Annotated in this window: 15 protein-coding genes and 1 riboswitch; of the genes, 6 read left to right on the top strand and 9 right to left on the bottom strand. The window is 55.4% G+C overall.

All coding sequences use genetic code 11. The features are described from left to right. Window positions 1-18 precede the first annotated feature (18 nt). Both EI185_RS00250 and EI185_RS00245 read right to left on the bottom strand, forming a co-directional pair. A complete protein-coding gene (locus EI185_RS00250; protein ID WP_124703104.1) occupies window positions 19-342 on the bottom strand; it encodes a rhodanese-like domain-containing protein in 324 nt (107 codons plus the stop codon). 7 nt (window positions 343-349) lie between these two features. Beyond that, on the bottom strand, window positions 350-1,003 hold the full coding sequence (locus EI185_RS00245) for a protein-L-isoaspartate O-methyltransferase family protein (protein WP_124703103.1): 654 nt from the start codon (window positions 1,001-1,003) through the stop codon (window positions 350-352). A 60-nt stretch (window positions 1,004-1,063) separates the two neighbouring features. Beyond that, window positions 1,064-1,166, top strand: a riboswitch (TPP riboswitch). 29 nt (window positions 1,167-1,195) lie between these two features. Here EI185_RS00245 and thiC point away from each other — a divergent pair. Then, entirely contained in the window at window positions 1,196-3,112 is a 1,917-nt protein-coding gene (gene thiC / locus EI185_RS00240; protein ID WP_124703102.1) for a phosphomethylpyrimidine synthase ThiC, read from the top strand. Window positions 3,113-3,216: 104 nt separating this feature from the next. Next, on the top strand, window positions 3,217-4,038 hold the full coding sequence (locus EI185_RS00235; RefSeq protein ID WP_124703101.1) for an undecaprenyl-diphosphate phosphatase: 822 nt from the start codon (window positions 3,217-3,219) through the stop codon (window positions 4,036-4,038). A gap of 84 nt (window positions 4,039-4,122) precedes the next feature. Here the strand turns inward: EI185_RS00235 and EI185_RS00230 are convergent, their stop codons facing one another. From EI185_RS00230 to EI185_RS00205, 6 genes are all read right to left on the bottom strand, one after another. Next, window positions 4,123-9,588 carry a FimL-related protein gene (locus EI185_RS00230; protein WP_124703100.1) on the bottom strand — a complete coding sequence of 1,822 codons (5,466 nt, stop codon included), beginning with the start codon at window positions 9,586-9,588 and terminating at the stop codon, window positions 4,123-4,125. A gap of 62 nt (window positions 9,589-9,650) precedes the next feature. Beyond that, window positions 9,651-11,789, bottom strand: a complete 2,139-nt coding sequence (locus EI185_RS00225; protein WP_124703099.1) for a methyl-accepting chemotaxis protein — start codon at window positions 11,787-11,789, stop codon at window positions 9,651-9,653. A gap of 54 nt (window positions 11,790-11,843) precedes the next feature. Further along, a complete protein-coding gene (locus EI185_RS00220) occupies window positions 11,844-12,356 on the bottom strand; it encodes a chemotaxis protein CheW (protein ID WP_124703098.1) in 513 nt (170 codons plus the stop codon). 32 nt (window positions 12,357-12,388) lie between these two features. Beyond that, entirely contained in the window at window positions 12,389-12,751 is a 363-nt protein-coding gene (locus EI185_RS00215) for a response regulator (RefSeq protein WP_124703097.1), read from the bottom strand. 22 nt (window positions 12,752-12,773) lie between these two features. After that, window positions 12,774-13,139: a response regulator gene (locus EI185_RS00210; RefSeq protein ID WP_124703269.1), complete on the bottom strand. Its 366-nt coding sequence runs from the start codon at window positions 13,137-13,139 to the stop codon at window positions 12,774-12,776. A 161-nt stretch (window positions 13,140-13,300) separates the two neighbouring features. Continuing rightward, entirely contained in the window at window positions 13,301-13,477 is a 177-nt protein-coding gene (locus EI185_RS00205; RefSeq protein WP_124703096.1) for a rubredoxin, read from the bottom strand. 76 nt (window positions 13,478-13,553) lie between these two features. Between EI185_RS00205 and thiD the strand changes: the two genes are divergently transcribed. Genes thiD through hemL form a run of 3 tightly spaced genes read left to right on the top strand, consistent with a single transcriptional unit; the run spans window position 13,554 to window position 16,290 of the window. Beyond that, window positions 13,554-14,378 (top strand): bifunctional hydroxymethylpyrimidine kinase/phosphomethylpyrimidine kinase, encoded by an 825-nt coding sequence (gene thiD / locus EI185_RS00200; RefSeq protein ID WP_124703095.1) that lies wholly within the window; start codon window positions 13,554-13,556, stop codon window positions 14,376-14,378. Continuing rightward, on the top strand, window positions 14,375-15,001 hold the full coding sequence (gene thiE, locus EI185_RS00195; protein WP_124703094.1) for a thiamine phosphate synthase: 627 nt from the start codon (window positions 14,375-14,377) through the stop codon (window positions 14,999-15,001). Before thiD ends, thiE begins: the two co-directional genes overlap by 4 nt. 5 nt (window positions 15,002-15,006) lie before the next feature. Next, window positions 15,007-16,290 (top strand): glutamate-1-semialdehyde 2,1-aminomutase, encoded by a 1,284-nt coding sequence (gene hemL / locus EI185_RS00190; protein ID WP_124703093.1) that lies wholly within the window; start codon window positions 15,007-15,009, stop codon window positions 16,288-16,290. 58 nt (window positions 16,291-16,348) lie between these two features. Here hemL and grxD read toward each other — a convergent pair whose 3' ends face one another. Continuing rightward, window positions 16,349-16,654, bottom strand: a complete 306-nt coding sequence (gene grxD / locus EI185_RS00185) for a Grx4 family monothiol glutaredoxin (protein WP_124703092.1) — start codon at window positions 16,652-16,654, stop codon at window positions 16,349-16,351. Between the two features lie 201 nt (window positions 16,655-16,855). Between grxD and EI185_RS00180 the strand changes: the two genes are divergently transcribed. After that, window positions 16,856-17,788 carry a DnaJ C-terminal domain-containing protein gene (locus EI185_RS00180; RefSeq protein ID WP_124703091.1) on the top strand — a complete coding sequence of 311 codons (933 nt, stop codon included), beginning with the start codon at window positions 16,856-16,858 and terminating at the stop codon, window positions 17,786-17,788. Window positions 17,789-17,792: the final 4 nt, after the last annotated feature.

Raw genomic sequence — 17,792 nt, 5'->3', positions numbered from 1 at the left:
AATAGGTATTGATGGGTTTCAGTACGTACGCATGCCGGTGTCCACCACCCGGGCCCAGCTGTCCACGCCGCCTTGCAGATTGTAGACCTGTTCAAACCCGGCATGTTCGAGGTAACGCGCCACTTGCATGCTGCGTACGCCATGATGACAGATCACCACAATGTGCGCGTTTTTGTCGAGCGTGTCGAGTTTGCCGGGTACGCTCTGCATCGGCACCAATCGGCTATTGTCGATATGACAATACTCATATTCCCAAGGCTCGCGCACATCCAGCAAAAACGGACTGACGCGGCTTGAGTCCTGTATCCATTGCTGGAGTTCATGCGCGCCGATTTGCTGCATGCGGGGGTTAAAACACGAAGCGTTCGGGTTGCTGAGCGTTGATGAGCGGCTGAATGCTGGTTTCAAACAGTGTTACGGTATTGTAGGCGCCTTCGGCCATGCAAGTGACGAGCTGGGCCTGCATCGCGGGAGCATCACCGACAATGGCGAACATTCTCCCGCCGGGTTTCAGGTCATGCAGGAAAACTTCCGGCAATATCGGTATGGAACCGGTGAGCACAATCACGTCATACGGACCATGCCGCGACCAGCCGCGCGCGGCATCGCCCACTTCCAGCGAGGCATTGGCAAAGCCATGCGCCTTGAGTTTGGCTTCGGCGCGTGTCTTGAAGTCCGGCACGATATCCACGCTGTGAACATGATGTCCCTGATGTGCCAGTAACGCAGTGAGGTAGCCGCTACCGGTGCCGATTTCGAGAATCTTGTCGGTTTTTTTGATGGACAATTCCTGCACGATGCGTGCTTCGAGCTTGGGCTGCATCATCAGCTGGTTGTGGCCGAGCGGAATTTCCATATCCACAAACGCCAGGGTGCGATATGTCTGCGGGACAAATTCCTCACGCTTGACCTTGGACAACAGGTTGAGGATGTCCTGATCCAGCACATCCCAGGTACGGATCTGTTGCTCGACCATGTTGAAGCGGGCTTGTTCGATATTCATTGTTAAACACCTGGACGCATATTAATCCCTTGCGATTATTCCATAATTCCTTTAATTTAACACCTCTGCTAGGGGTCTGCGCGGCAGTTGGTCAGCGCAGTGAGACACACCCTTTGAACCTGATACGGGTCATACCGTCGTAGGGAAGCATCTGGCCGTGCTCCTTACGCTATTCTGCTTAAGGATTTTTTCATGAATGCCAATCCCCAGTTTATTGCCGCCACCGCGCATGTTGACGAAGCTGCTGTCCAGCCCTTGCCCAATTCGCGCAAGGTGTATGTCGAAGGCAGCCGTCCCGATATCCGCGTGCCGATGCGCGAAATCAGCCAGGCCGACACCACGGCTTCGTTTGGCGCTGAACCCAATCCGCCCATTTATGTATACGACTGCTCCGGCCCCTATACCGATCCCGCAGCACAGATTGATATCCGCGTTGGGCTGGAATCGGTGCGCGCCGGCTGGATAGAGGAGCGTAATGACACCGATGCGCTGACCGGCTTGAGTTCCGAGTACGGCCTTGAGCGCTTGAATGATTCCGCGCTGACCGCCATGCGTTTTCCGGGGCTCGCCCGCCAGCCGCGCCGTGCCAAGGCCGGCAAAAATGTTACGCAAATGCATTACGCGCGCCAGGGGATCATCACGCCGGAAATGGAGTATGTGGCGATTCGTGAAAATCTGCGCCGCAAGGAATACATCGAGTCGCTCAAGGCTGCCGGCCCCACCGGCTTGAAAATGGCGGAGTTGCTGGGCCGCCAGCATCGCGGCCAGAATTACGGTGCAGCACTGCCGGAGGAAATCACGCCCGAATTTGTGCGCGATGAAGTGGCGCGCGGCCGCGCCATCATTCCCGCCAACATCAATCACCCGGAAACCGAACCGATGATCATCGGGCGCAATTTCCTGGTCAAAATCAACGCCAACATTGGCAACTCGGCGCTCGGTTCCAGCATTCAGGAAGAAGTCGAGAAGATGACCTGGTCGATTCGCTGGGGTGGCGACACGGTGATGGATCTCTCTACGGGCAAGAACATTCACGAAACGCGCGAGTGGATTATCCGCAATTCACCGGTGCCGATCGGTACCGTGCCGATTTACCAGGCGCTGGAAAAAGTCGACGGCAAAGCCGAAAACCTGACCTGGGAAATGTTCCGCGACACCCTGATCGAGCAGGCCGAGCAGGGTGTGGATTACTTCACCATTCACGCCGGCGTGCGTCTGGCGCACGTGCCGCTCACCGCCAAACGCATGACCGGCATCGTGTCGCGCGGCGGCTCGATCATGGCCAAGTGGTGTCTGGCGCACCACAAGGAGAGTTTCCTTTACACGCATTTCGAAGACATTTGCGAAATCATGAAGGCCTATGACGTGAGCTTCAGCCTCGGCGACGGCCTGCGCCCCGGCTCGATTTACGACGCCAACGATGAAGCGCAACTGGCCGAACTGAAAACCCTGGGCGAGTTGACCCAGATCGCCTGGAAGCATGATTGCCAGGTGATGATCGAAGGCCCCGGCCACGTGCCGATGCAGCTCATCAAGGAGAACATGGATCTGCAACTGGAATGGTGCGACGAAGCGCCGTTCTATACGCTGGGGCCGCTCACAACCGACATCGCGCCGGGCTACGATCACATCACCTCGGCGATTGGCGCAGCGCAGATCGGCTGGTATGGTACCGCCATGCTGTGCTATGTCACGCCGAAAGAGCACCTCGGCCTGCCCGATAAGAACGATGTCAAGGACGGCATCATGGCGTACAAGATTGCAGCGCATGCTGCCGATCTCGCCAAGGGCCATCCGGGCGCGCAAATACGCGACAATGCCTTATCCAAGGCACGTTTCGAGTTCCGCTGGGAAGACCAGTTCAATATTGGTCTTGACCCGGACAAGGCGCGCGAATTTCACGATGAAACGCTGCCCAAGGATTCCGCCAAGGTGGCACATTTCTGCTCCATGTGCGGGCCGCATTTCTGTTCCATGAAAATCACCCAGGATGTGCGCGATTATGCCGCCCAGCAGGGCTTGTCCGACCAGGATGCCTTGCAAAAAGGCATGGAAGTGAAAGCGGTTGAGTTTGTAAAACAAGGTGCGGAAATCTACCGTAAGGCATAATCTGCATAGTTGCCTAAATTAACCGCCGCGCTGTTGGTTAAGCGCGGTTTTTTTTGTCCTGGGATGATTCAGGTCCTTAAGGACGCCTTTTTATGCGGGGATCAATGGACAATCTGATATATCTCAAGGCCTTTATCATGGGCTTGGTGGAAGGAGTGACGGAGTTTTTGCCGGTATCGTCCACCGGCCATCTGATCATTGCTGGCGACTTGTTGAATTTCAACGATAACGTAGGGAAGGTGTTCGAGATCGTTATCCAGCTCGGCGCGATTCTGGCGGTGGTGTGGGAGTTCCGGGAACGCATCGGCAAGGTGGTGAGAGGGCTCGGCCACGACCCCGTGTCCCAGCGCTTTGCCGCAAATATAATGATTGCCTTTTTGCCGGCGGCAGTTTTCGGGCTGCTGTTCATCAAAGCGATCAAGGCGCATTTGTTTACCCCGTTCTGGGTCGGGGTATTTTTTATCCTGGGTGGCTTCGTGATTTTTGCGGTGGAACGCTACGCGCGCAACCCACGCATTCTTCACGTGGATGACATGACCTGGAAAGATGCCCTCAAGGTGGGTTTTGCCCAGGCGTTTTCCATCATACCGGGCACGTCGCGCTCAGGTGCCACCATCATGGGCGGGATGATCTTCGGGTTGTCGCGGCAGGCAGCTACGGAATTTTCCTTTTTCCTCGCCATTCCCACCATGTTTGCGGCCACCTTCTACGAGCTGGCGAAACATTGGCATGAACTTCATGCCCACGATTTTGTAGTGTTCGGGATTGGCTTCGCCACGGCCTTCGTCAGTGCATTTTTCGCCGTACGCGCGCTGCTGCACTATATTTCCAACCACAGCTTCGCAATATTCGCCTGGTATCGCATCGTGTTTGGCGTGCTATTGCTGATCTATTTCCGCGATACCTTATTTGCCAGTGCGGCTTGATTGGTATGGGCTTTGGCGCACAGGGTGAACTGGCGTAGCGAGTGGCAAGGGGAAACGGCCCGCTCAGTAGCGGGCCTGTTGAATTCAGGCCGTTTCCGACAGTTGCATGTAATGTGCAACTTGAGCCAGCAACTCTTCTTCCTGGAAGGGCTTGCCGAGGTAGGCATTGACCCCCAGGCTCATGGCGTGGTCACGATGTTTATCTGCAGTGCGTGATGTGATCATGATAATGGGCACACCGGCCAGTTGCGTGTCGGCACGCATGGTTTTGGTCAGCTCAAAACCATCCATGCGCGGCATTTCGATGTCCAGCAACATCACGTCCGGGATCACGTCCTGCAGCATTTGCAATGCATCCAGGCCATCCTTGGCGGTGATGACTTCATAACCTTCACGTGCCAGCAGACGGCCGGTAATCTTGCGTACGGTAAGTGAGTCGTCTACAACCATCACCACTTTGGTGCGTACAGGTGCTATTTCTACGATGGGTGCTGGCGTAGTTTCTGTGTGTTCGCCCTGACGCAGTGCCAATTGCACCGGGTTGAGAATGAGCACTATCTGGCCATTTCCGAGTACCGTGGCGCCGGCGATACCGCTGACCCGAGCCAATTGCGGCCCGATATTTTTCACCACGACCTCGCGGTTTCCTATCAGATCATCCACAAGAATTGCGCAGCGTTGCATACCGCTACGCAGCAGAATGACCGCGTTGTAACGCTGAGTGAGGTGGGCTTGCTCTGTCTGACCCAGGAGGTGTGGCAAGTAGAACAGGCTATAGCGGTTACCCTGCCATTCGATGGCGCCGGTGGCGAGTAATTGGGCCAGGGCCTCGCTCTTGTATTCCTGCACCTGTTCGACCATGGTGGAAGGCAGGGCATACAGATGGTCAGCGGCTTTTATCAGGACTGTCTGAGTCACTGCGAGCGTGAGCGGCAGGTAGATCATGAACTGCGCGCCTTTGCCCGTTTCGCTGGATACTTCAAGGCGTCCGCCGAGACCGGTGATTTCGCTTTTCACCACATCCATGCCGATACCCCGGCCAGATAATTCGGTGACAGTTTCAGCCGTGGAAAAACCTGGTGCAAAAATAAATTGCATCAGTTGGTTGGGTGCCACGTGTATTTCTGGTTGCAATAAGTCTTTAGCAATTGCGCGAGTACGGATCGCCTCCAGATCGAGCCCGCGTCCGTCATCGCGCAACGACAGCATGACTTCGTTACCCTCCTGGCGTGCGTGTAGCACAATCTCGCCGTATTCGGATTTGCCTGCCTGTACCCTGTCTGCAGGCAGTTCCAGGCCGTGAGCAACGGCATTGCGTAACAGATGTTCGAAAGGCGCAACCATTTTTTCCAGTACGCTGCGATCAATTTCGACCTGTTCGCCGATTATTTGCAGGCTGGCTTTCTTGCCCATATCCTTGGCCGCACGCCGCACCGTGCGGTGCAGGCGATCGGCGATGCTGGACAGTGGCACGATACGAATATGCATCAATGCCTGTTGCAGGTCACGCGTCATGCGGCCTTGCTGCGTTAATGCGATTTCGGTTTCACCGAGGCCGATGGAGATGTTTTGCTGCACGGTACCGACGTCATTAATGCTCTCGGCAATCATGCGGGTAAGTTCCTGCAGTCGTGTGAAGCGGTCGAATTCCAGGGGATCGAACTGCTGGTCATCCATTTGCATATGCGACAGCGTGGATTGCATCTGGCTTTCCGCCTGGATTTCAAGTTCGCGCAACTGGCTGCGCAAGCGTCCAATATTTTCCGCCAGTTCACCCGCGTTTTGTTTGATGCCGGAGACACTGCTTTCCAGACGCGAACGCGTGATACTGATTTCGCCGGCCTCGTTGACGAGGCGATCTACCGTGTCAGCGCGGATGCGCAACATTTGCGCACGGGACTCCGACTCGATGAAAGCCACGGCCGGCGTGTGCACATGCAGTGCCTCTGGCTGAGCTGTTTGCGGCTCCTCTGTCTCGATTGGCGGCTTGATTTCCTCTGGGTTCAGCAACTGATTCAATGCATCGTTGAGACGATCCAGCTCGATTTCAAACTCATCGAAATACGCTGCTCCCAAGGCGCCAGATTCAAGCGCGTTGACCACATGGGTTTCCATGACATGGGTCAGCTCGCCAAGACGCATGGCACCGGCCATACGCGCGCTGCCCTTGAGTGTGTGCAACAGTCGCTGCAAGCTGGCAGGGGCTTCACCCTGGGTGGGATTGGCGCGCCAATTGCGGCTTTCAGCACTGATCTTCGGCATTAATTCAGCCGCTTCCTCAAGGAAGATCGGTAGCAACTGATCATCCAGGTCATCCACAATATTGCGGCGCGCCTGTTGCTCGTCGGCAGTGGCGAGCAGCGTGTTGAGGTGCGGAATGTCGGTGGCAGCTTCGATAATATTTATCGGACTGATCGAGGTGGTATCAGCCGGGCCAGCTACGATTTCGATACCAGACTCTACTACGGGTTCAATACTAACTGCATCGCTGTCGGTCAGTTGCGCTTCGTATTCGAGGGTAGCGGTCTGCAGGGCTTCCAGCGCGGCGATGAGTTCATGCGCCGGTACGGGTGGTGTTTTTGCGCGGATGTTGTCCAGCATTGCACCCAGCGCAGTGATGGTGTCGTCAGTCAACCTGCTGTCTGACGGCAACGGCGCAACGCTTTCCTGTAACTGGGTAAGCCATGCTTCAAGTGCGTGTGCGAGATCGGCCGCGGCGGTGAAACCCGTGGTGCCGGCGATGCCTGCCAGTGTATGCGCCGCACGCATGAAGTCGTATGCGACGGGTTCGCCGGGGTTGGCTTGCAGGCGTACGAATTCGCGACGCAACGTGGCGTGATGCTGCTCGGCTTCGCGCAGGAATATATCCAGCAGGGGTGCAGAGATCAGATTGGTGCCAATGCTGATACGATCATCTTCGGGGGGTGCAATCTCAACAACCGTCATTTCTTCTGCGGTGTTGAGGTTGCCGAGATCCGTCTCGGCTATTGCCGTAACAGACGAGTCATCCGTAACGGCAGGCTCGGATTGGCCGACAGTTTCTATGGGCTCATGTACCGCGCTCTCGAGTTCTGGTGTAGCGCTTTGCTCCGCCGGAGGCAATTCGGCTTGTTCGACAGCAGGTTCGGGTAATTCGCCAGTGCGCAATTGAGTTGCCCTTGCCACTAGCTCGTCAGCGACAATGTGGGCTTGTCCGCTGGATTTTAGTGATTTGATCCAGCCGTCAAAATGAACATGGGCGTCGCTCAGAACTTCCAGAACAGCATCGCTGGCAGATTTTTCATCCTGCAGCCACTGATTGAGCAATTGTTCAATGCTCCATGCAACTTCACCCAGATCCGTGAGGCCCACCATGCGTCCGCTACCCTTCAGGGTATGGAAATTGCGGCGCAGTGTAGTAAGGCTGTCGTGGTTATGGGGCTCGGCCCGGGAAATTTCCAGATGGCTGGCAATGCTATCGAGAACTTCGCCGGCTTCTTCCAGGAAGATTTCCAGTAGTTCGGCATCAATAGCCTGATTTGTGGCGGCGTCGGCAGGTGCTTCAACGGCGATTTCATGCGGTGCTGATTCGCTGCCGCTGATTTCCTGAATGGCTTGGCTCAGTGCTGGATTGGGGCCGCTGTCAGCAAGCTTGAGTGCGTCGGTTGTCTGCTGTTTGAGCGCATAGTCCCCGATGAGTTCGGCATCTTCTTCGAGCTCATGCAATGCGCTCAAAAACTTTTTTTGAGCATTTTCCTCTTCGGGGGCTTCTTGCCAGGCGCTATGCTGTTCCCGAACGTCAAGTTTCAGCGCATCCAGGCTGTCTTCAACACTGGGTGCGGACAGATCGGATGATGTGTCAGGTTCCGGTTCCCACAGACCCAGTTGCTGAAGTGCGGGGAGCAGAATGGTGTCCGCGTCGCTGCGTTGATGACGTAGTGCATCAATAAAGAGGCCGAGACTGCTCAGGGCGTCAGCGAGCACTGCAAAATCGGTCTCGTTAATCGGAAGCTGGGCATCCTGAAAACCCGACACGATATTGCGCGCAGCGCTGAGCAGCTGGCCAGCCTGGTCAAGCTGCAGAATGCTCAGTGCACCCTGTACCTGTGTCAGCGGTGCATTGATGCTGACCAAGGTTTGACGGTCATGCTCAGGGTCACGGAAAAAGGCATCCAGCACTTCTTCGGCCTGCTTCAGGTTGGATTGAATTTCTTGCGCAACCTGTGCTATGAGCAGACGTTCTTGGGCGCGGCGCGACATTTCGTCCAGCAGCGGGATTTCAGGTATCTGCGAGACATCTACGTCGCCATAAGCGGCAGCGCGCAGGCGCAGCATTTGCACATCGGCTTGCGCTACCAGCTCACCCGTGACGTTCTGGTAGTTTTCCAGGGTGTTTTGTATCAACAGCAATGCAGTGGCCATTTCCAGCCCGAGCGATTCGGTTTTGTCCGAGGCAAGCGACCCGATGGAGTTGGCGATTTCGCTGATCAGTGTCAGTAAATTCAACAACGGTGTGCTTTTGAGTTCAGCAATGCGAGTGTGCAACGTATTGATATGGGATTGGAATTGCACCAGGCTGTCGCGATTGCCGGCAGTGAATTTGAGCCAGGACTCCTTGGCTGGCGCGAGCAGGTTACGCAATTCTTTCAGCAATGGCATCAGTGCCGCCATTTCACCGGATTCACCCGCATTGTCCGGCATGATGTGGTCAAGCGAAAACGCTTCTTTGACGGCTTTGACATGGTCGCTGACATCGCCGCTTTTAGCCACAAAATAGAGAATATCCTTGAGCAGGCGTTCTGCTACCTTGTTGGAGCCCTCGGCCAGACGGCGCATTTGCAAGTCAATGCGGCCGCAAAGTTGCTTGACTGCAAAATTGGGCTCGATAGCGTGGTTAGCCAGGCAATCCACGAATGCCGTCGCACCCCACCACAATGTGCGATTGGCCGGCAGTTCCATGGCCTGTTCGATTTCGTGCACAGCCACACGCATAACCGCCAGCCCCTGGTCTGCATTCTGTTGACGCAAAAACGCCAGCAGGCCGCGCTGAAATTGGACGCGTGACTTTTTGACCAGCGCTGTCAGTTCCGCTTCGGTACGCGATGCAACAGATTGGGTCTTGGGAGCGCGTTGGCTCAGATCAGGAAAAAACAGGTCGCTTTCGGCACTATTTTCGATGCCCAGAGTGGTGCGAATTTCCTGATATAGCGGAAACAGACGCAACTCCAGATTGGGTTTGCCTTTGACCAGATCGTCCAGATAGATGCATATTGCATCAATGGTGCGTTGCAACAGATCAATCGCAGCGGCATTGACTGGCAGGGACTGGTTTTCCAGTTGTTCCAGCAGTTTTTTCGTGTCCTGGGACACGAGTGCTACGCCTTGCAAGCCGACCATCTCGATGGCGCCGCTGACCTGATTCAGGTAGGTGCGCGCATTGCGCAGTTGCGCTGGGTCGTCTTCCCCGGGGCGGAACTTGCTCAGGGTGTCCCGGGTTTGCTGCAGGGCATGGTCAATTTCGCTTTTTACCCAGCTCAGCGGGCCAGTATCATATTCCACAGTTGCGCTCATGGTGTGTCCTGTTTAGTCGGCTAATCACGGCGGCGTGCGCCATGCGCACGCCGGGAGCTGCGTTAGGCCAGTTTGAAGCCGGCAATTGATTTCTTCAGATCGGTTGCCAGGTCGCTCAAAGCACCAATCGAAGACGCGGTCTGGTTTGTGCCGTTGGTTGTCTGCTCGGTAATACTTTGGATGTCCTGCATGGTACGGGCGACTTTGGTGGCTGCAGCAGCCTGGGCTTCGGTTGCGGTTGAGATGTTTTCGATCAGTGCGGCCAGATTGCGGGACACCTGGCTGATCTCGGACAGCGCCTGGCCGGCAGCGTCGGATAGCTTTGCTCCCTCAACCACACCCTGGGTACTGGTTTCCATGGCGGCAACCGCGTCCTGCGTATCTGACTGAATGGTCTTCACAATCGCTGCAATCTGCTTGGTAGCCTGGCCGGAGCGCTCTGCCAGACGTTGCACCTCTTCCGCAACCACCGAGAAACCGCGTCCTGCTTCACCAGCCGATGCCGCCTGAATGGCAGCGTTCAATGCCAGCACGTTGGTCTGTTCGGTAATGTCGGAAATCAGTTCCACAATTTCGCCGATTTCCTGTGACGATTCGCCCAGGCGCTTGATGCGCTTGGATGTTTCCTGAATCTGCTCACGAATCCCGTTCATGCCGGAGATGGAGTTTTGTACCGCGTGCGTGCCTTTTTCTGCGGCTTCCAGTGACTGGTGCGCCACCTGTGCAGACTGGCTGGCACTGGCGGACACTTCATTAATGGATTCCGACATATCCAGAATAGCGGCAGAGGTATCTTCGATTTCACGTGACTGGCGCTGTGCGGCAGACAGGAGTTCGTCCGATACCAGTTTGGCTTGGGTGGTTGTCGAATTGACTTGCTCAGTAGCTTTATCGATACCCACAACCAGTGAGCGCAACTCATCAATAGTGAAGTTGATGGAGTCTGCAATCGCGCCGGTGATATCTTCGTTAACCGTAGCGCTGACGGTCAGATCGCCTTCCGAGAGGTCGCCCAACTCGTTCAATAGCCGCAGAATGGCTTCCTGGTTACGCTTGTTCTCGGCTTCACCTTGCAGGGCGCGACGTTTGGCTTCGTTGATGTTGATATATCCAAACAGCGCCAGACTGGCCAGCCCCAACACACCAAACAAAATGGCCAAAGCATTGCCAAGTGCCCCCAGCCCTTGATAAGCAGTGGTGATTTTTTGTGTGTCGGCCAGCAGTTTATCGCTCTCGGTAAAAATACCGTGTCCAGCCAGCTTGGCTTCCACCAGTGGCTGCATATTGGCGAGAATGTTGTTGACGTCGACCTCGAACCCTTTATAGGCAGTGATAATATCCTGCAGCTTGGCGCGAACGTCCTGGTCTGTGGCGGCGGTCAAGCGCAGCTTTTCGCTGCCGTCATTCAACCCGTTCATGATGTCCTTGTAAGTGGTCGCATCCTTGCCGAGCTGAAACGCGACGTCCTGGTCGATCACTTCACTGGACAGCAGCGTGTTGGCGTTTTTGGCCATGCGTTGGGTCAACATGACCATTTCGCTGGCCAGTGAGGTGGGGCGCTGCGGCGAATTGGCATCGTTCATGCGGCCAACAAGCTGTTCGGATAGCTCCAGCAATGTACTACTGGATTTATTGATGTTTCCCACACTTTTATGCAAACCAACCAGGGTTTTTTCCTGACCCAGAATCAAGTCGATCTGGCCGGTCATCGGCTTCCAGTCTTTGTCGAGTTGAGCCAGTAGCGGCTGAATCGAATTGGGCGAAGCAGGGATGCTGCTGTTGCCGTTTATCAAACCTGACAGGCTGTTTTTGAAGATGGTGCGGCTGTCCTGCAGTTGCTTGAATGCCTCAGGGGTGCCCAGCACAGCCTGTTGTGCACCCTTGGCGATACGCTGCGAAAGCATCTGCATTTCGGTGGAAGTACCGATATATTCGGTTTTATTACCTGTCTGAATGGTGCTGTATGTCACCAAGCCTGCTGCCAGCACGAGCAGAGCCAAGGCAGCACCCAGCGTGAGCATGTACTGCTTTTCGATCGGCAGGTGGCCAATGAGTGGTGTTTCTCCAGGGGTTTTGGCAGAAATTTTGCGTAATCCACTCATGATAAGCGTGGTGTGCTCGGGTACGTCGCGAGCACTCCTGGATTTGGCAGTTTTATCCTTGGAGGACTTAAGATTGAAACTGGGAAAGCTGATAGCCATGCTTTTCTCCGCTTAATAATTGATTAAATGAATTATTATTATGATGAAATGCGTCTAGATGCCTGCCTGGAGAAATGCCGGATGCGAAACGAGCGCGCCCATGTCCAGAACTTTCCAGAAAACATCCTGCTCATCGCGATAATGACGAGATATCCATTCCGTATCAGACACGCTGGTTTCTTTGTGACTTGTCTGTTCCGTGCTGCGTAATCCTAATGTCCGGTCGACGAGCAATGCGGCATTCACCGCGAATCGGCTGTGTACCAGCAATAATCGGGTATCCGGCCCAGGTGTAACCGTCGCGTGCCCAGAAAAAGCGGACAAATCGACAACGCTATACAATTTTCCGCGGATATTTGCGACACCCAGGAGCCAGGCCTTGGCAAGCGGCACCCGCACCCATGGACCCGGTGCAATGACTTCGCTGATATTGCCAAGTTCGACCAGCCAGTTTTCATCGCCAACGCGCACTCCCAGGCTGGTTGCCAGGGTAGTGCGGGTATTCGCATCTTGAAGACGGGTGCTCAGGTCTTGCTGGAATTGTTTGAGACTGACGCGTTTTGACATGGCTGTATGTGAATTGTCAGAAAACAGGAGACTTATAAGGTACGAATCTTTTGCAGTAAAGCAGGGCCATCAATGGGTTTGACCATATATTCAATGGCGCCTTGACGCATTCCCCATATTTTGTCGGTTTCCTGGTTTTTGGTGGTGCACAGGATGATGGGAATATGTTTGGTATCGTCGTCGCGTGTAATCGCACGAGTGGCCTGAAAACCATTGAGGCCAGGCATCACCACATCCATCAGAATCAGGTCTGGCTTGGTTTGCTTGGCTTTATCCAGCGCCTCGGTACCATTTTCAGCCATGCTGACTTCATAGCCATTTTTTCCGAGCAAATCGGCCAGGAAAAAGCGCTCGGTGGGGGAGTCGTCTACAATCAGGATGCGTTGAATAGCCATGGTAATAATCTCGTCTTAAAGGTCAGGCAGCTAAATGCTGGGTGGTGTGGCGTTGTACTGCGGTTAACAGGGTGTCTTTGGTAAATGGTTTGGTCAGGTATTCATTGGAGCCGACCATGCGCCCGCGCGCCTTGTCGAACAGGCCGTCCTTGCTTGACAGCATGACTACCGGCGTGGCTTTGAAATGGGCATTCTTCTTGATCAGCGAGCAGGTCTGGTAGCCATCCAGGCGCGGCATCATGATGTCTACAAAAACGACATCCGGCAGGTGCTCGGTGATTTTTGCCAACGCGTCAAATCCATCTTCGGCAAGAATGACCTGACAGCCGGCCTGATTGAGAAAAATCTCTGCGCTACGGCGGATTGTGTTGCTGTCATCAATCACCATCACTTTGATGCCAGCCAGATTTTTGGTGTCGCTCACGCTGTATCCCGTCCTGGTTATGTCGGTTTAAGCCTACTTAATGGTGCAGATGCAATAAGCACCAGTACAGGCTTTGAGTAAATATCGGACTGCGCGGCGAAATCTTTAGTAATTGCTGTGGTTAACTATATCTGGATTAACTCAAAGTCATCCTTGCGTGCCCCGCAATCAGGGCAAGTCCAGTTGGGTGGCACATCTTCCCAGCGGGTCCCGGGAGCAATGCCATCATCCGGGCAACCTTTTTCCTCTTCGTAGATAAAACCGCAGATCACGCACAGATAGCTGTTGAAGGGGGGTGCCATTGAGTCTCCACTTTTAAGTTAAAATGCATATTCTAACTCCTTATGCACTGAATTATTTAGTGCCGCCTCCTTGACCATGACCAACGAACTCCCGCCCATCGTACTCACTTTTGCCGCGACAGATCCTAGTGGGGGGGCAGGTATTCAGGCTGATATCCTTACGCTGACCAGCATGGGGTGTCATGCGTTGTCGGTAGTGACCGCGATAACCGTGCAGGACACGGTTGGCGTGGAAGATTATCTGCCCATCGATGCCGACTGGATTGCCGACCAGGCGCGCAGCGTACTCGAGGATATGCCGGTGGCCGCATTCAAGATCGGCCTGTTGGGCAGTATTGAGGCCATCGCCGCAATTGCCGAGATCGTCAGCGATTATCCCGATGTGCCGCTGATATTGGATCCGGTTCTGGCATCCGGGCGTGGTGATGAGCTGGCTAGTGACGACATGCAGGCGGCGCTTCTCGATATGTTGATCCCGCAGACGACCATCCTGACCCCCAATAGTATGGAAATTCGGCGTCTGTTGCAGGACGACAGTGAAGATAATGCCGAGCTTGATCTGGGTGAATGTGCCCGACGGCTGATTGATATGGGTTGCGAATATGTGCTGATTACCGGCACCCATGAGAACACCCCTCAGGTCTTCAATACGCTCTATGGTGAGAATGGTGTGTTGCGCCGAGATGCCTGGGACAGATTGCCGGGCAGTTATCATGGCTCGGGTTGTACGCTGGCATCTGCTATTGCCGCTGCTTTGGCACACGGCCTGGATCTCCCCGAGGCAGTCCGCGAAGCACAGGAATTTACCTATGAAGCGCTGCGCGCCGCGTTCCGCCCCGGCATGGGGCAGTTCATTCCGGATCGCCTGTTCTGGGCGCGTGAAGGCGAAAAGCCACAATGATCGGCGGACTTTATGCGATCACGCGCGAAACCGACGATAGCGCACGGTTATTGAACGAGGTTGAGGCGGCGCTCAGGGGCGGCGCCGCAGTTGTCCAGTACCGTGATAAAAGCGGCGACGTGGCGCGCCAGCACGAGCAAGCCAGCGAGTTGCTGGTTATATGCAAGCGCTACCGGGCGCCCTTGATTATCAACGATAGCCTGCGTTTGGCTGACCTGGTGGGTGCGGACGGCGTCCACCTTGGTCGCGACGATGGCGGCATTCGCGAAGCGCGCATAGTGCTGGGTCCGGAAAAAATTATTGGTGTGTCATGCTATCAAAGTCTGGATCTGGCATTGGCAGCTCAGGCTGCAGGTGCCGATTATGTGGCGTTTGGCAGTTTTTTCGCATCCACCACCAAGCCCGCTGCGCCGCGCGCGGATATCGCCCTGCTGCAACACGCCAGTCACATGATGCACCTGCCCATCGTGGCAATAGGCGGTATCGCGCCTGACAATGCAGAGTCGCTCATCGAGGCGGGGGCGGATGCGATTGCGGTGATTCATGCCTTGTTTGAGGCGGCCGATATCGAAGCGCGCGCGCGTTGCTTCGCCGATTTTTTCATTGCTGAAACAGAAGACTGAAAACCATGAGTAAAAATGAAGAGCTGTTTGCCCGCGCCCAGCGCCATATTCCGGGTGGGGTCAATTCACCGGTGCGCGCGTTTCGTTCGGTGGGCGGTACGCCATGTTTTTTTGAACGTGCGCTTGGTGCGCGTGTATGGGATGCCGATGGCCGCGAATACATCGACTATGTAGGTTCGTGGGGACCGATGATCGTTGGCCACAGCCACCCTGAGGTTTTGCAAGCCGTGTATGAGCGCGCTGCGCGCGGTCTGAGCTTTGGTGCACCGACGGGCCTGGAAGTTGAAATGGCCGACCTGCTGGTTGAACTGGTGCCGAGCATGGACATGGTACGTCTCACCAGTTCCGGTACCGAAGCGACGATGAGCGCGATTCGCCTGGCGCGTGGCCATACCGGGCGCGACAAGATCATCAAATTCGAGGGCTGCTACCATGGGCACGGCGACTCGCTGCTGGTCAAGGCGGGTTCCGGCGCGCTCACTTTCGGCCAGCCCAGTTCCGCCGGGGTGCCTGCTGAACTGGCTGCGCTCACGCTGGTGCTGGATTACAACGACACGCAGCAACTGGCGGATACCTTCGCCCGCATCGGTCATGAAATCGCTGCGATAATTGTCGAGCCGGTGGTGGGCAACATGAATCTGATTGCGCCGCGTGCGGAATTCCTGCAAGCCATGCGCGATTTGTGCACGCAGCATGGCGCGGTGCTGATTTTCGACGAGGTGATGACCGGGTTTCGCGTTGCGCTGGGCGGGGCACAGGCGCTGTATGGGATTACCCCGGACCTTTCCACCTTCGGCAAAGTCATTGGTGGCGGTCTGCCAGTAGGCGCATTTGGCGGGCGGCGCGAGATCATGGAAAAACTCGCGCCGCTGGGCCCGGTTTATCAGGCAGGCACGTTGTCGGGTAACCCGGTTGCAGTGGCGGCGGGTCTGGCGACACTTGGTCTCATTCGTGAACCGGGTTTTCATGAACGACTGGCTGCCACCACCACAACCCTGGTGACCGGACTGGGCGACGTTGCTTCCAGCCATGGTGTGGTGTTTTCAGCGCAGGCAGTGGGCGGCATGTTTGGCTTGTATTTCCGCGCCACAGCGCCACAAACCTATGCGGAGGTGATGGAATGCGACAAAGAGGCCTTCAACCGCTTTTTCCACGCCATGCTGGATGAGGGCGTTTACTTTGCCCCCTCAGCGTTCGAGGCCGGGTTTGTGTCTGCTGCGCACGGCGCCGCAGAGATTGAGGCCACACTGGCGGCTGCGGATAGGGTATTTGCGCAAATGGCGCGGTAATCGCTGGATGCCCAATAAAAAACGCAGCTCAGGCTGCGTTTTTTATTTGACGATTCAATCAGGCCAGCAGTTTTTGCAACTCGCCGTTCTTGAACATTTCTTGCATGATGTCGGAACCGCCAACAAACTCGCCATTCACGTAAAGCTGCGGGATGGTCGGCCAGTTTGCATATTCTTTAATACCCTGGCGAATTTCGGGGTCGGCCAGAACATTTACGGTAAACGGATCGGCTACGCCGCAGGACTTGAGAATTTGCGTGGCGTTGGCGGAAAAACCGCACTGCGGGAATTGCGGTGTACCCTTCATGTACAACACGACTTTGTGAGAAGTGACTTGCTCGCGGATGGTGTCTTGTGCGCTCATTGTTGCTGGTACTCCATGAAAATTAGGTTATAACGATGCGGGGGAATACCCGACTAAATCAATCAGGAATAATACGCGCGAGCAGACGCCCGCGTCAAGCCTCACCGGAACGCTTATTTACCAGGCTTTGCTTGAAATTGTGAGACGACAGTCCAAAATGAGAGCGTATACAAACTTGGGCACAAAAAAGGAAAAACTGCTGTGGAATATAAGGATTATTACAAGATTCTGGGGGTGGCGCGAGACGCATCGCAGGATGAAATCAAACGAGCTTATCGCAAGCTGGCGCGTAAGTACCATCCGGATGTAAGCAAGGAAGCCGATGCCGAAACACGCTTCAAGGAAATCAATGAGGCCAACGAGGTGCTCAAGGATGCCGAAAAGCGGGCGGCCTATGATCAACTCGGCAGTCGCTGGCAGGCAGGCGAACAATTCCGTCCGCCGCCTGATTGGGATGCGGGTTTTGAATTCAGCGGCGCTCCCCATCAGCGGGGACAGGCTCAGGACTTCAGCGATTTTTTCTCCGAACTGTTTGGTCGTCGGACACGCCATGCCGGCGCTGCGCAACAACGTGCAGCTGGGCAGGATCATCACGCTAAAATCATGCTCGATCTGGAAGACGCCTATCGCGGCGGTACGCATCGAATCAGCCTGCGCGTGCCGGAAATTGATGCGAGTGGACACCTTGCATACCGCGAACGCAGTCTGGATGTACAAATGCCAAAAGGGGTGCGCGCGGGACAACAAGTGCGACTCGCAGGTCAGGGAGCGGCCAGCGCGGGAGGTGCGGGAGACTTATATCTGGAAGTGCAGTTCAAACCGCATCCGCTATATCGTGTGGATGGCTCGGATCTTTATCTGAAACTGCCGGTTGCCCCATGGGAAGCCGCACTGGGTGCAACGGTGAAAGCGCCTACTCCAGGCGGAGGGGTTGAAGTGAAAATACCCCCCGGTTCCCAGTCCGGACGCAAGCTGCGCCTGAAAAGCCGCGGGTTGCCGGGCAATCCGTCGGGTGACCTGTATTTGACGCTGGAAGTGGTGCTGCCGGAAGCGACAACACCGCGCGCGCGCGAGCTATATCAAACCATGGCGCAGGAGCTGGCATTCGATCCGCGTCACTCACTGGGGGTATGACGTA

Source organism: Sulfuriferula multivorans, from assembly GCF_003851125.1.
GTDB classification, from domain to species: domain Bacteria; phylum Pseudomonadota; class Gammaproteobacteria; order Burkholderiales; family Sulfuriferulaceae; genus Sulfuriferula; species Sulfuriferula multivorans.
The sequence above is the reverse complement of the archived record's forward strand: the minus strand, read 5'-3'. Positions and strand labels throughout refer to the sequence as shown.

What these genes read in the sequence shown, in the direction of transcription:
- EI185_RS00250 (WP_124703104.1), bottom strand. Translation starts at nt 342, where the DNA reads ATGCAGCAAATCGGCGCGCATGAACTCCAGCAATGGATACAGGACTCA.
- hemL (WP_124703093.1), top strand. Translation starts at nt 15,007, where the DNA reads ATGAGTAAAAATGAAGAGCTGTTTGCCCGCGCCCAGCGCCATATTCCG.
- grxD (WP_124703092.1), bottom strand. Translation starts at nt 16,654, where the DNA reads ATGAGCGCACAAGACACCATCCGCGAGCAAGTCACTTCTCACAAAGTC.
- EI185_RS00225 (WP_124703099.1), bottom strand. Translation starts at nt 11,789, where the DNA reads ATGGCTATCAGCTTTCCCAGTTTCAATCTTAAGTCCTCCAAGGATAAA.
- EI185_RS00205 (WP_124703096.1), bottom strand. Translation starts at nt 13,477, where the DNA reads ATGGCACCCCCCTTCAACAGCTATCTGTGCGTGATCTGCGGTTTTATC.
- EI185_RS00210 (WP_124703269.1), bottom strand. Translation starts at nt 13,139, where the DNA reads ATGGTGATTGATGACAGCAACACAATCCGCCGTAGCGCAGAGATTTTT.
- EI185_RS00235 (WP_124703101.1), top strand. Translation starts at nt 3,217, where the DNA reads ATGGACAATCTGATATATCTCAAGGCCTTTATCATGGGCTTGGTGGAA.
- EI185_RS00245 (WP_124703103.1), bottom strand. Translation starts at nt 1,003, where the DNA reads ATGAATATCGAACAAGCCCGCTTCAACATGGTCGAGCAACAGATCCGT.
- EI185_RS00230 (WP_124703100.1), bottom strand. Translation starts at nt 9,588, where the DNA reads ATGAGCGCAACTGTGGAATATGATACTGGCCCGCTGAGCTGGGTAAAA.
- thiD (WP_124703095.1), top strand. Translation starts at nt 13,554, where the DNA reads ATGACCAACGAACTCCCGCCCATCGTACTCACTTTTGCCGCGACAGAT.
- thiC (WP_124703102.1), top strand. Translation starts at nt 1,196, where the DNA reads ATGAATGCCAATCCCCAGTTTATTGCCGCCACCGCGCATGTTGACGAA.
- EI185_RS00215 (WP_124703097.1), bottom strand. Translation starts at nt 12,751, where the DNA reads ATGGCTATTCAACGCATCCTGATTGTAGACGACTCCCCCACCGAGCGC.
- thiE (WP_124703094.1), top strand. Translation starts at nt 14,375, where the DNA reads ATGATCGGCGGACTTTATGCGATCACGCGCGAAACCGACGATAGCGCA.
- EI185_RS00220 (WP_124703098.1), bottom strand. Translation starts at nt 12,356, where the DNA reads ATGTCAAAACGCGTCAGTCTCAAACAATTCCAGCAAGACCTGAGCACC.